Raw genomic sequence first — 19,404 nt, forward strand, 5'->3', positions numbered from 1 at the left:
TAGTTATTCAATAATGAACCTATCAAGACTAAGCCATAACTTGTTTCACCCCCTTAGCGGTTTATAAGGAAGCTCGTGCCTAGCCAATCCTACCTCAAAAAAAATGTGTCCTTAGCCTGGCCCTTAGCGCTAAATGGCTTGCTTATGCAGTCAATGCTCATGGTAGATACCCTATTGGTATCACCGTTAGGTGAAATTCCTTTAGCGGCAATGGGTATCGCCGCCACGATGGTTGCCTTTATATTAGGTATTCAAATGGCCTTAGCCAACGGCTCTCAATTAGTGCTTAGTCGTGCGGTGGGATCAGGCAATAATAGGTCTGTAGCCAAAGGTTTTTGGTCTGGGCTTACTATCAACGTCTTGGTTGCTCTGATTTTTTGGCTAGTGCTCAGTTTCGCCGACGACGCGATTATTGGGGCTCTTACCGATAACCGCCTGTTACAAGAGCAAATTAAAAGCTACCTAGCGTTCTCAAAATACCTAGTACTTTTTACTGCCATGACTCAGGTGCTAATTGCCCTCTTCAATAGCCAAGGAAAAAGTAAAATTCCACTAAAGGGTTATGTAATAGAAATGCCCATCAATGCTGTGCTTTCCTACTTTTTGATTCATGGCTTGAGCGGCATGGAAGGCATGGGAGTTGAAGGAGCAGCCTTAGGTAGCCTCATTGCCATTACCATTAGAATGGCTTATTTAAGCGCCTGCTTAAAGTCAGATACAAGCTTAAACTTAGCAATAGACAGCAGTGCTAGCAGCCTGATTCAAAATATCCGCCTACACGCGATTGAAATATTCCCGGTAGCAGCCAATGTGACGATTTTGCAAATCGGCATCAGTGTTTACCAATTGCTTTATTCTCAATTGAGCATTAATGCTTATGTTGCGATTACTTTAGTCATGCCCTGGTTACGTTCTGGCACGCAATTCATTACCGCCTGGGCGCATTCATCGGCGATTAGCGTTAGCCAAGCGATTGGCTCAAAGAAACTAGATGACTTAGCTAAAAATGTGGACAAAAGTATTGATATAGCAGTGATAATGTCAGTAATTTGCGCCATAGCATTTGCAGGATTAAGCTTCATATTACCCAGTATATATCCAGATTTAGACGCTGAAACCTACCAAGCTTTGAACCTGATAGCACCGCTTTACATATTGTTACCCATCATGCGTGGCTACAATACCGTACATGGCCACATATTAAGAGCATTAGGCAAAACCTCTGCCGTTTTCAAGATTAACTTCATCGGTCAATGGCTGATCTCCATCCCGCTTTGCGCGTTACTGATTTTGTATTTTGACGCGTCGATATTTTGGGCGTTTGCTATTCAGCCCTTTGAAGAGATCGTTAAGGCACTTCCGTTTAGGCAGTTAGCCCGACAATCTCTTAGAGAATTTGATCATAAAAAGGCTGACAAGTTAATGTATGACTGAAGCGCGGCCGATTCATTTAGCCAATACACAGAGGCTCAGAAGCCGTAGTGGTCGAAAATGACAGATGCTCAATCTTGCAGCAAGCTTGGTTTAACCCTCAAACGCATTTTCAGCGACTCGATAAACAGGCAGATCGAATTTATATTGGCTGCCAGCCATGACTAATACACCTTGGTAGCGGCTATCTCCGGTAGATGAAAACTCAAATTGGTAAAAACGACACCAGCGCCAATATCCTGCCATTTTCTGCGGCTTCTCATTTTTAAAATTGACTTCTAAGAGCTGTAAATCTAAAGACTGGCACTTCTGCTTAATTAGGTGTTGCGCCCGTTCTGCGTCTTTACGTCGACGCCAAAAGAACATCACAATGAAGGTGAATACAAATATTGCCAGTAAGTCCATAAGCTCATCTTAGTTTGCGAATATCATGAAGATATTGGGTCGGATGTTTTAATAACAAGTTAGGCGTCAGTTATTCGCCGCTGATGGTTGCGATCACCTGACGATTACCGCCTGCTTCGCGGTGCTCTCCCAAGTAGATGCCTTGCCAAATCCCCAAGTTCAGCTCGCCACGGCTAATTGGCAAAGTAAGCTCACAGCCTAACAGACTACTTTTTATATGTGCCGGCATATCATCATCCCCTTCATAGGTATGCTGATAGTAAGGCGCATTTTGCGGTACCATTTTATTAAGGTGGGCCTCAAGATCGGCGCGAACAGTAGGATCGGCATTTTCATTTAGGCTTAAGCTTGCGCTAGTGTGTTGCAACAATAAATGGCATAGACCCACTCTAAAATCTTGAATTTCTGGTAATTGTAAGATCAGCTCTTCGGTAATTAAGTGAAAACCGCGCGGCCGAGCCTTTAATCTTACTAATCGTTGTAACCACATGAAGCAAAGCCTTTTTTATCGTTTGTTAAAGACTAGCAGTGGCTTAGCCGCTTTGTAAATATCAAGTACCAATCATCGACACACTTAAGGCTTAAACCCGTAATCTTTTGGCTAACAATTGGGCATTGCGCAACGCAATCGCATAAATGCTCAGCTGAGGATTGGCCCCCAAACTGGTGGGAAATATCGAACCGTCGATAACACTCAAATTAGTTAGCCAACGAAAGTCGCCTTGCTCATTCAGCAAAGACTGCTTTTCATCCCCTCCCATTGGACAGCCCCCCATCACATGGGCAGATGCCAGCCTAGTAGCCAGCGCCTGCATTGGCAGTTGCTCTATCAGTTGCTTTGCTGCCGACCAAGAACTCACTAATTGGCTTTGCTCATGCAGGGGATAGACTTTGCTTGCACCTGCGGCAAACTGAAGCTCAGCCATGCTTAATAAGGCGCGACGCGCACCACGCCACAGGAAATCGCTAATGGGGTAATCTAAAACCGGGCTGCCATCACCTCGTAGCTGGACCTCACCACCTACACTCTGCTCATGGAAGCCGTCTCGTAATAAAGCAATGGTGACCTGTAGATGATTAATTTGTTGCATCATTTCACTATGAAAACGGCCAAAACCACTGGTTTTAGTGGCTAATAATATTGGATGCACTGGCGGCACCTCTAATTTGTAACCACAAGGCCCTTCGGCACCATCACTCCATACAAATTGATCGGAGTACACGGATTGAGGCGCTCCTTGGTGACTCATCACCTCTTGTTTGAACAAAGCCCCACTCATTACACTGGGATGTAAAAACGTACGTTTACCCATTAGCAGGTAAGGGTCAGGGGCTTGGCTGCGTAATAACACAGCAGGGGAACCAATAGCGCCAGCCGCTAATACCACATGGCGCGCTTGTACCTTTACTTTTACCTTACGAGGCCTTTGCTGTTGATCAAGGGCCTGTAAACTGGCTCCGTGCACCGCTTGCTTGCTGATATCGAGGGTTTCAACTCTACATCGACTGAGTAAGCGGGCTCCGGCGTTGAGCGCCGCAGGGATCGTGGTGACCAACATCGATTGCTTAGCATTGGTTGGGCAGCCCATGCCGCAATACCCTAAATCCCAACATTGCCTAACATTACGCGGCACAGGTTGATACGACCAGCCCAAGGCATGGCAACCTTTAGCCAATAAGCCATTGTTCGAATTGGTGCTTAGCCAAGGCTCAATGCCCAGCAGCTGTTCGGCTTGTTCAAAGTAGGGCCTAAGCGCATCACTGCTTAACTGTTTACATCCCCAACGCTGCTGCCAATGCTGTAAAGTGAGATCTGGGGTTCGCAGTGACGTGGTCCAATTCACCGTTGTCGACCCACCAACGCAACGGCCTTGAAAAATACCTATGGCTTTGTCTTTGGTTTTGCGCGCTGCCGATTCTTGATAGAGGTCGGGATAAGCTTGCCGCTCTTGCATCTTAAAATCTTGGCTGCTTTTTAGCGGCCCCTCGTCAACCACTATGACTGTTAATCCGGCCTGAGCAAGCACTTGAGCACTAATACCGCCACCTGCACCACTGCCTATAATCAGCACATCACACTGCAAATGTTGGTCTTTTTGTAGCCCCGCTCCATCTATATGCCGCCATCCAGCGGCAAGGCCTTCGGCAATAATATCTTTAATCATTTAGCAGCCCTTTCATTTGCGCCGGCAATTGATAATTAAGGGGAGCCCAAGAAGCGGGGTCACCGTACCAAGCAGCCATGATTAGCTCATGTAAGCCTTGATAGGCTTGGCGTAATAGCTGCAGGTAATGCTGCTGCCAACGCTGCAGTAAATCCAATTTCTGTGGCAGTGGTAACTCACTCAATTGGCTGGCGCCAGCGCTCAATAATAACCAGCCTCCACGTGATTGTATTAAATCAAGTAGCTGAGATAATTCTGCTTGGGTATGAGGCTCTAAAATAGCAAAGGCATGGTCAATATTGCTTAGCACTCGGTACATGGTCTGTTGATCATCAGCCGTAAAAGCGCCATCTAAAAATGCAGGTATTAAGGCCCAGAATATTTGCTGATGCTCGGCCGATAAACTGAATTGAGAACGGGCCTTAAAACTTAATGGGTAATCACTGAACAGCCACAGCCCCCCACCAGCAAAGGCTGCTGCAGCGGCACTAGACTTTAGCAACTGTCGACGGCTTATACTCAAAATAGCTCCTTACTTATGGCTTAATGCTGCTCAATCAAATGCCAACACTTAACGTACCACTGGTAACTTAAATAGCAACTGCTTAAGTAATAAGCAAGTTTCTAATGGTAACTTATTATTAGTTTGTCTAAGTGCCCACAAAATCCTAGCAAACAAATCAGTGTGGCGCGCTTAATTGACTAACGATGTAAGCGTATAGTATCCGCGTATATCCTTGAGCAGCTGTAGGGCTCCTCTCTGATTAATGGATTTTCTGCTTAAGAGCCGCTAAGGTAGAAGAAATAGGGTGATAGCGATAAACAACGTGAGTACAGTAATAAAAAAGCGCGCGATAAGCCAAGAACAAAAACAGCAAAGGCGCCAACAAATCTTAACCGCCGCTAAGCTAGCATTAGATGAACATGGTTATGACAAAGTTGTGTTAAGCCAACTGGCAAAGCAATTACAGTTGTCTAAACCTGCCCTTTATCGCTACTTTGCCAATAAAGAAAGCCTATTTATGGCACTGTATCTCAGTGAAGCAGACCAATTACTGATTGCTATAGAGCGACTAGCACAACAGCCATTGAAGCCGCGCGTGCTGGCAGAGACTATAGCTGCCCAACCTACCTTTTGCTATCTGTCTGCTATTTTACATACAGTGCTTGAGAAGCAAGAAAATGTTGAACAAGCGGTACTGTTTAAACGGCAGTTAAAACAGCTGGCTGAAACATTATGTCGTTTGTTTCAACATTGGTCTCCGCAACTCAATGAGCAGCAAGCCCTTTGTAAGGTGATGTTTTTATATCAAAGTGTTATTGGTTGTTGGCACACCAGTCACCCTTCAGCCACCATGCAACAAGTTATGCAAAATGATGAATTTGCCATACTGCGTCTCGACTTTGTTGATAGCCTCAGCTTATTGCTCGTTAAACTTCTAGCGGACTAGCAGCGGTTTCGATTAACCAGTCGGCCACGGCGCGTAAACCAGGGTCTCGACTACGCGCTTGCTTATAACAAAGATAAAAATCGTAACCGGTTGCCACTGCAGACACCGGCAAGTCTATCAACTTGCCTTCACGGATGTCTTTTTCCACCATAAAATCACTGACCAAAGCAATCCCTTGGCCTGTTTCAGCGGCCTCCAAGGCTAATACCTGATGACTAAAACTATGAAAGCTCTGATCGGCAGGCAACGACATGCCTAAACCCTTGGACCACACTAACCAGTCCCCTCCAGGCATCTTTGCATCGTCATCTAAATCACAAGACAATAATGGGAAATTGATTAAATCTTCGCGCCAATTTTGATGATCGATTTCTTGGTATACGCTAGGTGAACACACCGCTACCAAGCGTTCTTTATGCAACAAATGACTGGCATACCCGCTGGTTGCGGCAGCAAAGCAAATAAACAAATCCCCAACACTGCTGGATAATCTGGGTTCTTCGGTCACCATCTGCAAGCGTAGGTCGATTTCAGGGTAACGAGCACGAAAGCTAGGCATTAAAGGGACTAAACGCTTCAAAGCAAAGGAGCTGTAGGTGGTTAAACGCAGCTGCGCGATCCCCTCGCCTTTTACCTGCCGGGTAATATGGCTTAATTCATTTAGAATGCGCTCTACTTCAACAAAGTAACTGCGGCCAGTGTGACTTAGCTGCAACTGTCGCCCCACCTTGTCAAACAACGCTTCCGCTAAATACTCCTCCAACAGACGCAGGCGATGACTTACGGCACTTTGGGTAATACCGAGTTCGGCGCCAGCCTTGGCCACGCTTTGATTTCTAGCGACAGCTTCAAAAGCTACTAAAGCATTTAATGGCGGTAAGGTTCTCATAGCAATACATTAATTAATTTCATGTAACGCCAATTATTATCATTTTTTTAATGTTTAACAAGTGTCTACACTGCTCGCACTAACTACATTCAGATGATTGAGGAGAAGCACAAATGCGTCATAACCCCACTGTTGTTGCCATCCTTATTTTGGTCATTGCCAACCAGATCGCGGTGCTGTCTGACGCCTTAATGAAAGTAGCTGGCGAGCAGGCTTCGGTATTCGAAATCTTACTCTATCGCCAACTCAGTACCTTGTTACTGCTACTCCCGCTATTCTTACTCACCAAAAAGAAGCGTCCAGAAAAGCCGCTAATACATGTAGTACGTGGTCATCTATGGCTATTTGGTTCAGGCTGTATGGTGGTGGCTTTAATATCATTGCCTTTAGCCACAGCTAACGCCTTATTTTACGCCGCACCCATCATGATGTTGCCCCTTGGCATGTGGCTACATAAAAGCCCGGTAAACCGCAGCCAAGTAGTCGCAGCGACCGTCGGTTTCATTGGTGTGCTGATCATTATTCGTCCAACAGAGTTTAACTGGGGCGCATTGGCAGCATTAGGCACAGCATTAACACTCGCGTTGAGCAATCTCACGGTAAAATACATCCCGAAACAAGAATCAGTCGTCACTAGCTTGTTTTGGACCAATGTCATGGTAGTGCCGGCCACTTTTCTGCTCGCTTGGCCTGACATAACAGACATTAATTGGTCATTGCTGACACTAGCGGGAGGTAGTAGCTTGTTTATTCTATTTCTGCATGCAGGTTCCGTTATCGCCTATAAAACAGCAGATGCGAATACCATTGCTAGCGCTGAGTACACAGGATTAATTGGCGCCGCCGTTGTGGGCTGGATTAGCTTTAATGAAATGCCAGATGCGCTTACTTGGCTAGGTGCCGTTATGATTATTGTACCGTTAATTTTAGTGGGTAAACGCAGCCTTGCGAGAACCAAGCTAGCCGGTAAATCCACCGCTGTAACTGGCACAATTAAGACTGTTTCTAAGTAAACTTTTTACTTTACCCCTGAAATGGCATGTTCGAGGCAATCTAGATGCCCTGAGCGAATAAAGGCTAAGCTTAATACTTGGCCTCTTCGTTATCCATATACCAGCGAATAAGCCGTTTTAGAGTAGGCTTCGCCAATCTAAATCCCCGCTCACTAACTGTTCTTTTTTTGCCTTAGAGAGTTGTTTAATAGCGTACTCTAAGCGCATGGCTTGCTGTTTATCGGCTAGCACTTGCTGAAATTCTAATACCAAAGGCCCTTTACCGCGTAAAGCTTTGGCGCCTTTTACTCCGCCCAACTGATGCTCTTTAAATCGACGCTCAACATTGGTAGTTACCCCAGTATATAAGTGCCTATTTTTGGTTCTCAGCATATAAAGAAACCACGGGCTGGCATCGGGGTCTACCGCGGGGGCCTTTGTGACTTCTAGCACTGTCTATTCGCCATCATTAATACTCCATTTCGATGATGTGGCTACCCATAGGGAATGTTTACAGGCCCAATCTAACATACGCCGTACAATCATTGATGCCTAAACGCCTGACTCTGTATCCCTCTGGACCACTGCACGCTAGACTTTAGCATTGATGTAAAAGAATCGATACACGCGCCAGCTGGTTTTAAATACTGAAATAAAACACATTAAAAACAGCACCTTATCAAGCATTCATTAGCGATAGCACAAAACCACCTCTTGCGATGATTATTTTTTAGCCTAAGCTAATGCAGTCAATAATAAAAATAAAACCATTGACATAGACGCTTATAAAACCAAAAAAAGGACTTAGCCATGATACTACTAGTTGGCGGAGAAAAGGGTGGCAGTGGTAAAAGCTGCTTAGCACAAAACTTAGCGGTGTATTTAAAACTCCGTTTTAATACAGAGATTTTATTGGTCGACTGTGACCCTCAGCGTACCAGTTCAGACTGGATCCAAGCGCGTAATGAACAAGAAGAATTACCCAGCATTAATTGTGTTCAGCTCTATGGCAACATACGTAATGACTTACTGAGTTTACAGAATCGTTTCGATTTTGTAGTGGTAGATTGTGGCGGACAAGATAGTAAAGCACTCCGCTCTAGTATGGCTGTAGCAACACATGCCTTATTGCCACTTCGGCCTAAGCGTCGCGACATTAAAACACTGCCACATCTAGAAGAGCTGGTTAATACCTGTAAAGCGGTAAACTTTCACCTCAAAGAAGCAGTGGTGCTCACCCAGTGCCCTTCATTACCAAGCCAATACAAGCGTATTGAAGAAGCTAAAGACGTTGGCATTACTTATGGTTTAAGAGTACTTGATGCCATCACCTTTAATCGTAATATCTACGATGACAGTGAAGAACGCGGTTATACCGTATTGGAACTTGAACCTGAAGGAAAGGCTGCCCAAGAGATCCGCAACATTGCTGAAGAATTTATAGTGTGTGAGCAAGGAGCAGCAGATCATGGCATTACAAGATCTCAAGAAAAAGCCTCAGGCTTCTAAGCTAAGCAAACAATATTACGATGTAGATAGTTTTATTGATGAGGCAGAACTATACGCCAATGGCTACCATAATGTGGTTAAGCTGCCTTTACCACAGCTTGACCCTGAACCACTGGCTGCACACAAAAACGCAACCTTTAGCTTCAGCATACACGCCATTGAACAGTTGAGTGAGTTGAAGCAACAAACAGGGCTAAACAAGTCTTTATTGCTGCGCTCATTAACCCGCTATTTGCATGGTTTAGACCAGGCTCAGCGTGACATATTACTTAATAAAGCCAACGAAAAGCTGAATAAACGCTAATCACCTAACCATTGATAATGGCTAAGTGAAACCCGATTATTGCGGAAGATGATACCCTCATCTTGCAGTCGCTGTTGTTGGCATGCGTATCGATCAGAGCCCTCTGGAAATGAGATTTTTCCTTGGGCATTGATGACTCGATGCCACGGCAGCGTTGAGCCCTCAGGAAGCTTTTTTAAACAGCGCCCCACCGCTCTAGCCATCCGTGGATAACCCGCCATAGCGGCTATACCGCCATAGGTGGCTACTTTACCGCTGGGGATATGACCGATCACCAACCAAAATTTCTCGACATAAACGGCCGAGTCAGTCTGTTTAACTAGCTTTCCATCCATACTTCGGTAACCCAATCCCAAATACTATCCCATTCAGGCACTAAGTCTTCTTCTGCTTGTCCCTGCCAATAACCAACTTCGCCTTCTTGGCTGACAAAATAGAAGTTATCACCGGTTTGGCAGATAGGAATATATTCTCGGGGCAATCCTAAATTCCAAGCGTTAGCGGCGACTTCAGGAAGATAGGTATGTAAATAAGGGTCACTAATGGTCACCGGCTCTAAGCTGCCAAAAATAACATTACTAACCGTTAGCTGAAACGCCCGTAAATCACTCGGCATAGGTATCAGAATGATCTCTTCCACCTCGACCAATTGAGTGTCAGTGGGTAACTCGCTAGGGTAATCGCCCGATTGGTCTAGCGCTCTTATCTCATCGATTAGTTCTTGCATGCTTGCCTCTCCCAGTCATTTTTATACAATGCCTGCTCTTTAAGTTGTTGCACAGCTTAATAGAACTCTTTCAATCAGCAAAGGATTATCCATGTCTGTTATGCACGCACTTACTATAGAGCCAGATAACGCGGCGAGCCATTGTATTATTTGGCTACACGGCTTGGGGGCAGGACCGGAAGACTTTGCGCCCTTAGCTAAACAACTGAAGTTTGCCCCGGCGATTTCGGTACGCTTTATTTTTCCGGCCGCACCAGAGCGAGCGGTCACCGTGAATGCCGGCTATAGCATGCCTGCATGGTATGACATCTTAGCTTTTAGTCCTCAACGTCTCATCAATCAACAGCATTTACAGCAAGTAAGCCAGCAAGTTCAAGCGCTCATTCGCCAACAAATTGAGCAAGGTATTTCCAGTGAAAACATTGTAGTGGCAGGCTTTTCTCAAGGTGGCGCAGTGGCTTACCACAGTGCGCTAAATTTCGAACAAGCACTGGGCGGGCTATTATGTATGTCGACCTATTTACTCCCTGAGAGCTTTCCAGATAACAGACAGCAAGCCCAACTAGATATTCTCATTCAACATGGTCAGCAAGATGATGTGGTTGAGCCTCTGCTGGCAGACCAAGCCTACCAGCAACTAAAGAGCCAAGGCTACTCGGTCAATCTAGAATACTTCAGCATGGCCCATAGTGTGTCCCCTAGCCAAATTAAATCGATCAACCAGTGGCTTAATCAACAATTTAGTTAAGTTTATGTGCTTGGTTTAAACACTCAATGAAACACGCCAAAATTCTTGACGGTTTTGGTGAAATTCTGGAAACGGCTAGAAAAGGGCAATTATAAGTAAACTGCTCGCCACCTAAGGGCCTAATTAAGCCTTGTTCAATAAAGCTACGCGCGTAGTGCTCCGGCAAATAAGCCAAATAGCTTCCCGACAACAGTAAAGTGGCAATCGCTTCTTGGTCATAGGCGGTCGCTTGCCTAACAAACCCAAAGCGTTGTGAGGTATCCATATTGGGCGAGTCATGACCTAAGCCAGCATATTTTTGCTGAACAATTTCTTGGGCACTAATGGTGATATCGCCTCGAGCAAACAGCGGATGATGGTAACCACAATACAGCGACATTTTTTCGTCAAATAAATGCTGGTAATTCAGACTATTAGATTGGCGTTGCCCCGGTACAACGCCTAATTGAAAGCGCCCCTCAATCACGCCACTTTCAATCACAGACAAGGTTTCAACATACAAATCTAGGCTAACTTTAGGCGCCTTTTGGTCAAATAAACGCAGCGCTTGAGAAATTTTTGCTTGTTGATTGGTCACCGTTTTATCGAATAAAGCAATCGAGAAATGGCCGCTCATATCTTTATGTAAGCTTTGAACGTCGGCCCTAAATTCATCAACCGCGCCCATCAAACGTAAACTAGATTGATAAACATGTTGCCCCTCAGGGCTCAATATAAAACCGCCACGGCCACGCTGACACAAACTAACCCCGAGCCGAATTTCTAAATCTTTAACATGGCGACTAATTGTCGAACGACCGATATTCAACTCCACCTCGGCAGCAGATATACCGCCACATTCAACCACCACCCGAAAGACTTTTAGCAGCCTCAAATCGATATCACTTAACTGGCCAATCTTCTTTAGCATCGTAAATCTCAGCTATATCCATCTGTTAATGTTTCATAATTATGAAACTTTAGTGTGAAAGATACACATTTATGAAACCTTAAGCCAGCGCTAAGCTGGTGGTCAATTAAACAATCAACGCTTTTACTTGTTCAGGGAGAGAACCATGGCGAACACTGAAAACCTCGCGGTGACTCAAAACCAACTTGATTGCCACTGGATGGCCTATAGTGGTAACCGAGAATTTAAGAAAGATCCTCGAATCATTACCCATGCCAAGGGAAACTACTATTTTGATGCTGAAGGTAGAAAAATATTTGATGGTTTATCGGGCTTATGGACCTGTGGTTTGGGTCATGGTCGCCAAGAAATTATCGATGCCATTAGTCAGCAAGCTTCTAGGCTAGACTATTCGCCAGCTTTTCAATTTGGTCACCCTGGCTCGTTTCAGCTAGCAGAGAAAATTACAGAATTTATGCCTAATGGCTTAAATCGAGTGTTTTTTACAGGCTCCGGATCTGAATCTGCTGATACCTCGCTGAAAATAGCCCGCGCCTATTGGCGTAAAAAAGGCTTAGCCAGTAAAACCAAACTCATTGGTCGAGGCAAGGGCTATCACGGGGTTAACTTCGGCGGTATATCAGTAGGCGGAATAGGCCCCAATCGAGCGATTTTTGGTGCGGGGGTTGATGCTGCACATATGCGTCATACCGTACTGCCAGAAAACGCCTTCTGTAAAGGGCAACCTGAAACGGGGGCTGAACTGGCTAACGACTTAATCGATCTTATTGCGATTCATGACGCATCGAATATTGCTGCAGTAATTGTTGAGCCGATGGCCGGTAGCGCAGGGGTTATCCCTCCCCCGATTGGTTACTTAAAGCGTTTAAGAGAAATTTGCGACCAACACCAAATACTGCTTATTTTTGATGAAGTAATTTGTGCCTTTGGACGCCTTGGTTATAACACCGGAGCTGAAGCCACTGGGGTTGTACCCGATATGATTAATATGGCGAAACAACTTACCAACGGCGTTATTCCAATGGGAGCAGTAGCTTGTAAGCAAGAGATCTACGACACCTTCATGGAGCTCGGTGGCCCAGACTATATGCTTGAGCTACCCCATGGATATACCTATTCAGCACATCCTATTGCCTGTGCAGCAGGCTTGGCCTCGCTGAACTTACTCCAACAAGACAACATGCTGGAACGAGTAAAAGAAATGTCGCCAGTATTTGAACACGCGGCTCACCAACTGCGCAGCTGCACGTGGGTGACCGATATTCGCAATATGGGCCTCGCTGCGGGTTTCAGTATAGCCCACGCGCCGGGAGAGCCAGGACTAAGACCTTATTTAATCGCGCAAGCCATGTGGAAAAAAGGCTATTACGTTCGCTATGGGGCAGACACCATACAAATTGCCCCTCCCTTTAGCGTGACACGTGAAGAAATAGACAATTTGTTTAATGCTTTGGGCGAAACCATTTTAACTTTGACAAGCCAAGCCTAATTTAATTTTAAGGAAAATATCATGTTAACCATCGGTCATTTAATTAACGGCGAAGCCCAATCAGAGCATACCCGCCTACAAGATGTTTATAACCCATCGACAGGTAAAGTAGCCGCTAAGGTGGCTCTGGCGCCAAAAGCCACGGTCGAACAAGCAATTAGCGCCGCAGAAGCCGCGTTCCCCGCTTGGCGAGATACCCCGGTAGCTAAACGCGCCCAAATAATGTTTCGCTACAAAACCTTGTTAGAGCAAAATGCGGCGCAAATTTGCGAGTTGGTGGGTCAGCAACACGGTAAAATAGTCCATGACGCAATGGGCGAACTAACCCGTGGCATCGAGAACGTAGAGTATGCCTGCTATGCTCCAGAATTACTGAAAGGCCAGCATTCAAAAAACGTTGGGCCAAACATTGACTCATGGAGTGAATTCCAAGCCTTAGGCGTAGTCGCGGGTATTACTCCCTTCAATTTCCCGATCATGGTGCCAATGTGGATGTTCCCCATGGCAATTATGTGCGGCAATACCTTTGTATTGAAACCGTCAGAACGCGACCCTTCGGCAACGTTATTAGTCGCCGAGTTGTTGCATGAAGCAGGCTTACCAGCGGGTGTATTCAATGTGGTTAACGGCGACAAAGAAGCCGTAGACACACTGCTTACTGATCCTCGTGTTGCAGCTGTCAGTTTTGTAGGCTCTACGCCAATAGCTGAATACATTTACAGCACCGCAACAGCGAACGGTAAGCGCTGCCAGGCTTTAGGTGGTGCAAAAAATCACGCGATAGTGTTGCCGGATGCAGACATCGACAATGCAGTTAACTCTTTGTTAGGCGCAGCCTTCGGTTCATCAGGTGAGCGCTGTATGGCACTCTCGGTCGCCGTGGCGGTTGGCGATGAAACCGCAGACAAGTTAGTAGCAGGTCTGAGCGAGGCCATGCAAAATCTCAAAGTAGGCGCTTACAGTGATAAAGACAATGACTTTGGTCCACTGATTACCGCAGAGCAGCGCGACAAGGTACAAATGTATGTGAGCAGTGCTGAAGCAGATGGCGCAACCATCGTTGTCGACGGCAGAAACCCACAAGTAGAGGGTTACCCAGATGGCTTTTATGTAGCAGGAACCTTAATCGATCACGTAAGCGCATCAATGAAAGCCTATCAGGAAGAGATCTTTGGCCCAGTACTATGCGTGGTAAGGGTTGATAACATGCAACAAGGTATGGATTTAATCAACGAGCATCAATACGGCAACGGTACGTGTTTGTATACCCGTGATGGTGAAGCCGCACGTTATTTCGCTGATAATATTCAAGTGGGTATGGTCGGTATTAATATTCCACTGCCGGTGCCAGTATCTTGCCATAGTTTTGGTGGTTGGAAGCGTTCACTATTTGGTGATCTGCATGCCTATGGTCCCGATGCAGTGCGTTTTTACACTAAACGCAAAACGGTAACCCAACGTTGGCCCTCATCTTCAGTAAGGGAAGGCGTTAACTTTTCTTTCCCTAGCTAGCAAAGAATACAGCAGAGCTATTAACCAAGCTCAGTAGCTAAACGCCATAATAAAAAGCCCGGCCTTGAGCCGGGCAACTTCACTTTGCACATAGCCTATATTAAAGAATCTGTTTCAATAAGCTATCCGCGTTAAGACGAGCGATACGCTTTAATAAACGTTTAACGGGTGCGGGGTAGCTATTTAATCCCTCAATATCGCTAACCGCAGAAACTTGACGAGTATGCTGTAATATATTGTTCAATTCTTGTTGATGAACATCCTTCAGTAGACCTTGCTGGTCATGCAATAACAGTCCGTTCTCTAAATCTAGCTTCCACGCTCTGGGGTTTAAGTTATTGCCAGTCAATAAGGCATATTGCTGATCCACCCAAATACCTTTTAAGTGGAAGCTGTTGTTCTCATGGCGCCAAACGTTAACGCTCAGTAAACCACTTTCTAGGAAGCTTTTTTTACGTTTAACAAAATGGCGTAAGGTCACCTCGTATAAATACGGTAAAGCGTGAATGACCTTAAAGGGCTGGTCAGGTTCACTATAAAAATCACTGGCCGTTTTATCACCAACGATCAGCTTAACATTCACTCCGCGCTTCAGCGCCTTAGAAATCTCACGACTAAGTGAGCGAGGCGGATTAAAATAGGGAGTGCAGATGATTAATTGCTGGCTAGCACTAGCCACCAGTTGTCGAATGGTTTTGTTCAGCAAGTTATGCCTTCGCCCCAAACCTAACAGCGGGGTAATGCCAATTTCATTTTCAGCCAACGGTTGATTAAAGAAACTGTACTGCTCGCGCTGTAGTGATAAACGCAGCCGCCTAATAGCCGGCTTTAACAAACGAGTTGCAATAGGGTTTTCCGTGGAAAGGCTAGTAACCGCTTCGTTTTCAACTAAATACTGTTCGATATAATCGACCATTGAATTAGCGAGACGATGATTGGTAATCAACTGGTAACGATCAAAGCGATAACGTTGCTGTTGAGCTAAGTAAATGTCATTAATGCTGGCACCGCTATAGATAACGGTATCGTCAATCACGCTCCCTTTTAAGTGCAATACCCCAAATAATTCTCTATTACTCACTGGCACACCCAAAATATCGATTAAATTGGGGTAGTTAAGCTGATACTCACGGTACATAGCCGCGTTACCCAGTGCTTCTTTTTGCCCAATTAAACCTCGCTGTGCGCGGTGCCAATCGACCAGAACTCTAATCTCTAACTGAGGCCGCTTTAACTTAGCTTGATAAAGCGCCTCCATTACCGAGCGGCCAGCTTCATCGTCTTCTAAATACAACGCGACGATATAAATCCTCGACACAGCCTGGCCGATGGCTTCAATCAGTTGTACCCGATATTCATTAGCACTAAACAAGGTGGTATATAGCTTAGGGTCTTGGGCTAACTTGGGTAGATTTTGCAACGATGAATTACGAGAGAAACGTGGTGTCATTTACCTAAGTACTTTGTTAGTAAAACTGTCTAACTACATTGTAACAAAGGTTCTGCGATCGACGCGAAGATTCGACACTCGATTGATAAAAATGCTAACTAACCTAGATAGTGGTGTTTTAAATGACTAGCGGCGGCCTGCTGCAATCAAATGAATAGGCGCTTAACCTTCCTTGCAATGGCTTTACTCGCGTATTCAAGATACGGCTTTAGCCAATGGCATGAACAATTTGGCGCCAAGCTGGGTCGACAATAGTGGGCGATTTAAGTTGAGTGGAGTGAGCAGCCAATAAAAAAGCCCCGCTGTAATCAGCGGGGCTAACTTATTTGGCGCCTAGCGGTGACCTACTTTCACATGGGGAGACCCCACACTATCATCGGCGCAATTGCGTTTCACTTCTGAGTTCGGCATGGGTTCAGGTGGGTCCACAACGCTATTGCCACTAGGCAAAAACTTTATACTCTGCACTGAAAGGCTAAGGCCAAATATCATCAGTTCAGAGTAAAAAGCCCTGCTCATAGAGCAGGGCTTTTTATTTGGAGCCTGGCAGTGACCTACTTTCACATGGGGAGACCCCACACTATCATCGGCGCAGTTGCGTTTCACTTCTGAGTTCGGCATGGGTTCAGGTGGGTCCACAACGCTATTGCCACCAGGCAAAAACTTGTTGTCTTTAACATTCGAAAAAGCTGAAAACATCCCACGAGTATAACAAGTACTCTTGGTCTAAAAAATAAGATATCTATAAGCAACACCACTTGGGTGTTGTATGGTTAAGCCTCACGGGTAATTAGTACAAGTTAGCTCAATGCCTCACAGCACTTACACACCTTGCCTATCAACGTTGTAGTCTCCAACGGCCCTTCAGAGGACTTAAAGTCCTAGTGAGAATTAATCTCAAGGCCTGCTTCCCGCTTAGATGCTTTCAGCGGTTATCAGTTCCGAACGTAGCTACTGGGCAATGCTATTGGCATAACAACCCAAACACCAGCGGTTCGTCCACTCCGGTCCTCTCGTACTAGGAGCAGCTCCTTTCAATTCTCAAACGCCCACGGCAGATAGGGACCGAACTGTCTCACGACGTTCTAAACCCAGCTCGCGTACCACTTTAAATGGCGAACAGCCATACCCTTGGGACCGACTTCAGCCCCAGGATGTGATGAGCCGACATCGAGGTGCCAAACACCGCCGTCGATATGAACTCTTGGGCGGTATCAGCCTGTTATCCCCGGAGTACCTTTTATCCGTTGAGCGATGGCCCTTCCATACAGAACCACCGGATCACTATGACCTACTTTCGTACCTGCTCGACGTGTCTGTCTCGCAGTTAAGCTGGCTTATGCCATTGCACTAACCGTACGATGTCCGACCGTACTTAGCCAACCTTCGTGCTCCTCCGTTACTCTTTGGGAGGAGACCGCCCCAGTCAAACTACCCACCAGACACTGTCCGCAATCCCGATAAGGGACCAACGTTAGAACATCAACACTACAAGGGTGGTATTTCAAGGTCGGCTCCACATCATCTAGCGACAACGCTTCAAAGCCTCCCACCTATCCTACACATGTAGGGTCAATGTTCAGTGTCAAGCTGTAGTAAAGGTTCACGGGGTCTTTCCGTCTAGCCGCGGGTACACCGCATCTTCACGGCAATTTCAATTTCACTGAGTCTCGGGTGGAGACAGCTTGGCCATCATTACGCCATTCGTGCAGGTCGGAACTTACCCGACAAGGAATTTCGCTACCTTAGGACCGTTATAGTTACGGCCGCCGTTTACCGGGGCTTCGATCAATAGCTTCGCTTGCGCTAACCACATCAATTAACCTTCCGGCACCGGGCAGGCGTCACACCGTATACGTCATCTTTCGATTTAGCACAGTGCTGTGTTTTTAATAAACAGTTGCAGCCAACTGGTATCTGCGACTCCCAACAGCTTAGAGAGCAAGTCTCATCACCGTCGGGAGCGTACCTTCTCCCGAAGTTACGGTACCATTTTGCCTAGTTCCTTCACCCGAGTTCTCTCAAGCGCCTTGGTATTCTCTACCCAACCACCTGTGTCGGTTTGGGGTACGGTTTCGTATAATCTGAAGCTTAGAGACTTTTCCTGGAAGCAGGGCATCAACCACTTCATGTCCGTAGACACTCGTCATCAATTCTCAGCCTTAGACACCCGGATTTTCCTAAGTGTCCAGCCTACAACCTTAAACATGGATAACCATCACCATGCTGGCCTAGCCTTCTCCGTCCTCCCATCGCAATTATACGAAGTACAGGAATATTAACCTGTTTCCCATCGACTACACTTTTCAGTCTCGCCTTAGGGGCCGACTCACCCTGCTCTGATTAACATTGAACAGGAAACCTTGGTCTTTCGGCGAGGGGGCTTTTCACCCCCTTTATCGTTACTCATGTCAACATTCGCACTTCTGATACCTCCAGCAACCCTTACGAATCACCTTCAACGGCTTACAGAACGCTCCTCTACCGCACTTAACAAAGTTAAGTGCCCGTAGCTTCGGTGCATAGCTTAGCCCCGTTACATCTTCCGCGCAGGCCGACTCGACCAGTGAGCTATTACGCTTTCTTTAAATGATGGCTGCTTCTAAGCCAACATCCTGGCTGTCTAAGCCTTCCCACATCGTTTCCCACTTAGCTATGACTTTGGGACCTTAGCTGACGGTCTGGGTTGTTTCCCTTTCCACGACGGACGTTAGCACCCGCCGTGTGTCTCCCGGATAGTACTTAGTGGTATTCGGAGTTTGCAAAGGGTTGGTAAGTCGGGATGACCCCCTAGCCTTAACAGTGCTCTACCCCCACTAGTATTCATCCGAGGCGCTACCTAAATAGCTTTCGAGGAGAACCAGCTATCTCCCGGTTTGATTGGCCTTTCACCCCCAGCCACAAGTCATCCGCTAATTTTTCAACATTAGTCGGTTCGGTCCTCCAATTGGTGTTACCCAATCTTCAACCTGCCCATGGCTAGATCACCGGGTTTCGGGTCTAATCCCAGCAACTATGCGCGCAGTTAACACTCGGTTTCCCTACGGCTCCGCTATTCGCTTAACCTTGCTACTGAAATTAAGTCGTTGACCCATTATACAAAAGGTACGCAGTCACCCCACGAAGGGGCTCCCACTGCTTGTACGTATACGGTTTCAGGTTCTATTTCACTCCCCTCACAGGGGTTCTTTTCGCCTTTCCCTCACGGTACTGGTTCACTATCGGTCAGTCAGGAGTATTTAGCCTTGGAGGATGGTCCCCCCATATTCAGACAACATATCACGTGTGCCGTCCTACTCGTTTTCACTGTAAAGTCTTTTTCATGTACGGGGCTATCACCCTGTATCGCCACCCTTTCCAGAGTGTTCCACTAAATTCTAAACAGCTTAAGGGCTAATCCGGGTTCGCTCGCCGCTACTACC

At 46.2% G+C, this 19,404-nt stretch carries 18 protein-coding genes and 3 rRNA genes (1 of these 21 cut by a window edge); 8 read left to right on the plus strand and 13 right to left on the minus strand.

From position 1 onward, the window contains the following. The first annotated feature begins 75 nt into the window (after nt 1-75). A complete protein-coding gene (locus ACVFI8_RS09675) occupies nt 76-1,434 on the plus strand; it encodes an MATE family efflux transporter (protein WP_457873706.1) in 1,359 nt (452 codons plus the stop codon). Between the two features lie 90 nt (nt 1,435-1,524). On the opposite strand, the gene ACVFI8_RS09680 is transcribed toward ACVFI8_RS09675, so the two are convergent. The 4 genes from ACVFI8_RS09680 to ACVFI8_RS09695 all read right to left on the minus strand — a co-directional run bounded on the left by ACVFI8_RS09680 (nt 1,525) and on the right by ACVFI8_RS09695 (nt 4,524). Then, nucleotides 1,525-1,836, minus strand: a complete 312-nt coding sequence (locus tag ACVFI8_RS09680; RefSeq protein ID WP_248713662.1) for a DUF3301 domain-containing protein — start codon at nt 1,834-1,836, stop codon at nt 1,525-1,527. Between the two features lie 70 nt (nt 1,837-1,906). Continuing rightward, a complete protein-coding gene (locus ACVFI8_RS09685) occupies nt 1,907-2,326 on the minus strand; it encodes a secondary thiamine-phosphate synthase enzyme YjbQ (protein WP_248713661.1) in 420 nt (139 codons plus the stop codon). A gap of 91 nt (nt 2,327-2,417) precedes the next feature. Then, a complete protein-coding gene (locus ACVFI8_RS09690) occupies nt 2,418-4,001 on the minus strand; it encodes a GMC family oxidoreductase N-terminal domain-containing protein (RefSeq protein WP_457873707.1) in 1,584 nt (527 codons plus the stop codon). Next, nucleotides 3,994-4,524 carry a twin-arginine translocation signal domain-containing protein gene (locus ACVFI8_RS09695; protein WP_248713659.1) on the minus strand — a complete coding sequence of 177 codons (531 nt, stop codon included), beginning with the start codon at nt 4,522-4,524 and terminating at the stop codon, nt 3,994-3,996. The genes ACVFI8_RS09690 and ACVFI8_RS09695 overlap by 8 nt, the downstream gene beginning before the upstream one ends. A 304-nt stretch (nt 4,525-4,828) precedes the next feature. On the opposite strand from ACVFI8_RS09695, the gene ACVFI8_RS09700 reads away from it, so the two are divergent. Further along, entirely contained in the window at nt 4,829-5,452 is a 624-nt protein-coding gene (locus ACVFI8_RS09700; RefSeq protein ID WP_457873708.1) for a TetR family transcriptional regulator, read from the plus strand. Here the strand turns inward: ACVFI8_RS09700 and ACVFI8_RS09705 are convergent. Beyond that, the gene (locus ACVFI8_RS09705) at nt 5,433-6,341 is read right to left on the minus strand and encodes a LysR substrate-binding domain-containing protein (RefSeq protein ID WP_248713657.1); all 909 of its coding nucleotides are present in this window, start codon (nt 6,339-6,341) and stop codon (nt 5,433-5,435) included. The two genes, ACVFI8_RS09700 and ACVFI8_RS09705, sit on opposite strands and share 20 nt — an antisense overlap. A gap of 113 nt (nt 6,342-6,454) precedes the next feature. Between ACVFI8_RS09705 and ACVFI8_RS09710 the strand changes: the two genes are divergently transcribed. Beyond that, nucleotides 6,455-7,354 (plus strand): DMT family transporter, encoded by a 900-nt coding sequence (locus ACVFI8_RS09710; RefSeq protein ID WP_248713656.1) that lies wholly within the window; start codon nt 6,455-6,457, stop codon nt 7,352-7,354. Nucleotides 7,355-7,471: 117 nt separating this feature from the next. Here ACVFI8_RS09710 and ACVFI8_RS09715 read toward each other — a convergent pair whose 3' ends face one another. Then, a complete protein-coding gene (locus ACVFI8_RS09715; protein ID WP_457873709.1) occupies nt 7,472-7,786 on the minus strand; it encodes a GIY-YIG nuclease family protein in 315 nt (104 codons plus the stop codon). Between the two features lie 357 nt (nt 7,787-8,143). Here ACVFI8_RS09715 and ACVFI8_RS09720 point away from each other — a divergent pair, with 357 nt between their 5' ends. Further along, entirely contained in the window at nt 8,144-8,842 is a 699-nt protein-coding gene (locus tag ACVFI8_RS09720; RefSeq protein ID WP_248713654.1) for an AAA family ATPase, read from the plus strand. Then, the gene (locus tag ACVFI8_RS09725) at nt 8,802-9,146 is read left to right on the plus strand and encodes a hypothetical protein (protein WP_457873710.1); all 345 of its coding nucleotides are present in this window, start codon (nt 8,802-8,804) and stop codon (nt 9,144-9,146) included. Before ACVFI8_RS09720 ends, ACVFI8_RS09725 begins: the two co-directional genes overlap by 41 nt. Here ACVFI8_RS09725 and ACVFI8_RS09730 read toward each other — a convergent pair. Next, a complete protein-coding gene (locus tag ACVFI8_RS09730) occupies nt 9,143-9,481 on the minus strand; it encodes an MGMT family protein (protein WP_248713652.1) in 339 nt (112 codons plus the stop codon). The two genes, ACVFI8_RS09725 and ACVFI8_RS09730, sit on opposite strands and share 4 nt — an antisense overlap. Next, nucleotides 9,466-9,873 carry an SMI1/KNR4 family protein gene (locus ACVFI8_RS09735; protein WP_248713651.1) on the minus strand — a complete coding sequence of 136 codons (408 nt, stop codon included), beginning with the start codon at nt 9,871-9,873 and terminating at the stop codon, nt 9,466-9,468. Before ACVFI8_RS09735 ends, ACVFI8_RS09730 begins: the two co-directional genes overlap by 16 nt. Before the next feature lie 91 nt (nt 9,874-9,964). On the opposite strand from ACVFI8_RS09735, the gene ACVFI8_RS09740 reads away from it, so the two are divergent. Next, on the plus strand, nt 9,965-10,621 hold the full coding sequence (locus tag ACVFI8_RS09740; RefSeq protein WP_457873711.1) for an alpha/beta hydrolase: 657 nt from the start codon (nt 9,965-9,967) through the stop codon (nt 10,619-10,621). On the opposite strand, the gene ACVFI8_RS09745 is transcribed toward ACVFI8_RS09740, so the two are convergent. After that, a complete protein-coding gene (locus ACVFI8_RS09745; RefSeq protein WP_248713649.1) occupies nt 10,614-11,531 on the minus strand; it encodes a LysR family transcriptional regulator in 918 nt (305 codons plus the stop codon). The genes ACVFI8_RS09740 and ACVFI8_RS09745 overlap by 8 nt on opposite strands. A gap of 145 nt (nt 11,532-11,676) precedes the next feature. On the opposite strand from ACVFI8_RS09745, the gene ACVFI8_RS09750 reads away from it, so the two are divergent. Together ACVFI8_RS09750 and ACVFI8_RS09755 are read left to right on the plus strand one after the other, a co-directional pair. Further along, a complete protein-coding gene (locus ACVFI8_RS09750; protein ID WP_457873712.1) occupies nt 11,677-13,020 on the plus strand; it encodes an aminotransferase class III-fold pyridoxal phosphate-dependent enzyme in 1,344 nt (447 codons plus the stop codon). Nucleotides 13,021-13,041: 21 nt separating this feature from the next. Beyond that, nucleotides 13,042-14,532: a CoA-acylating methylmalonate-semialdehyde dehydrogenase gene (locus tag ACVFI8_RS09755; protein WP_457873713.1), complete on the plus strand. Its 1,491-nt coding sequence runs from the start codon at nt 13,042-13,044 to the stop codon at nt 14,530-14,532. 100 nt (nt 14,533-14,632) lie between these two features. Here the strand turns inward: ACVFI8_RS09755 and pssA are convergent, their stop codons facing one another. From pssA to ACVFI8_RS09775, 4 genes are all read right to left on the minus strand, one after another. Further along, nucleotides 14,633-15,982, minus strand: coding sequence for a CDP-diacylglycerol--serine O-phosphatidyltransferase (pssA, locus tag ACVFI8_RS09760; RefSeq protein WP_457873714.1), 1,350 nt, complete (start codon nt 15,980-15,982; stop codon nt 14,633-14,635). Between the two features lie 331 nt (nt 15,983-16,313). Then, nucleotides 16,314-16,429 (minus strand): 5S ribosomal RNA (gene rrf, locus ACVFI8_RS09765). Between the two features lie 94 nt (nt 16,430-16,523). Then, a 5S ribosomal RNA gene (gene rrf, locus ACVFI8_RS09770) occupies nt 16,524-16,639 on the minus strand. 112 nt (nt 16,640-16,751) lie between these two features. After that, a 23S ribosomal RNA gene (locus ACVFI8_RS09775) occupies nt 16,752-19,404 on the minus strand; it runs 236 nt beyond the window's last position.

Source organism: Agarivorans sp. MS3-6 (assembly GCF_054112545.1).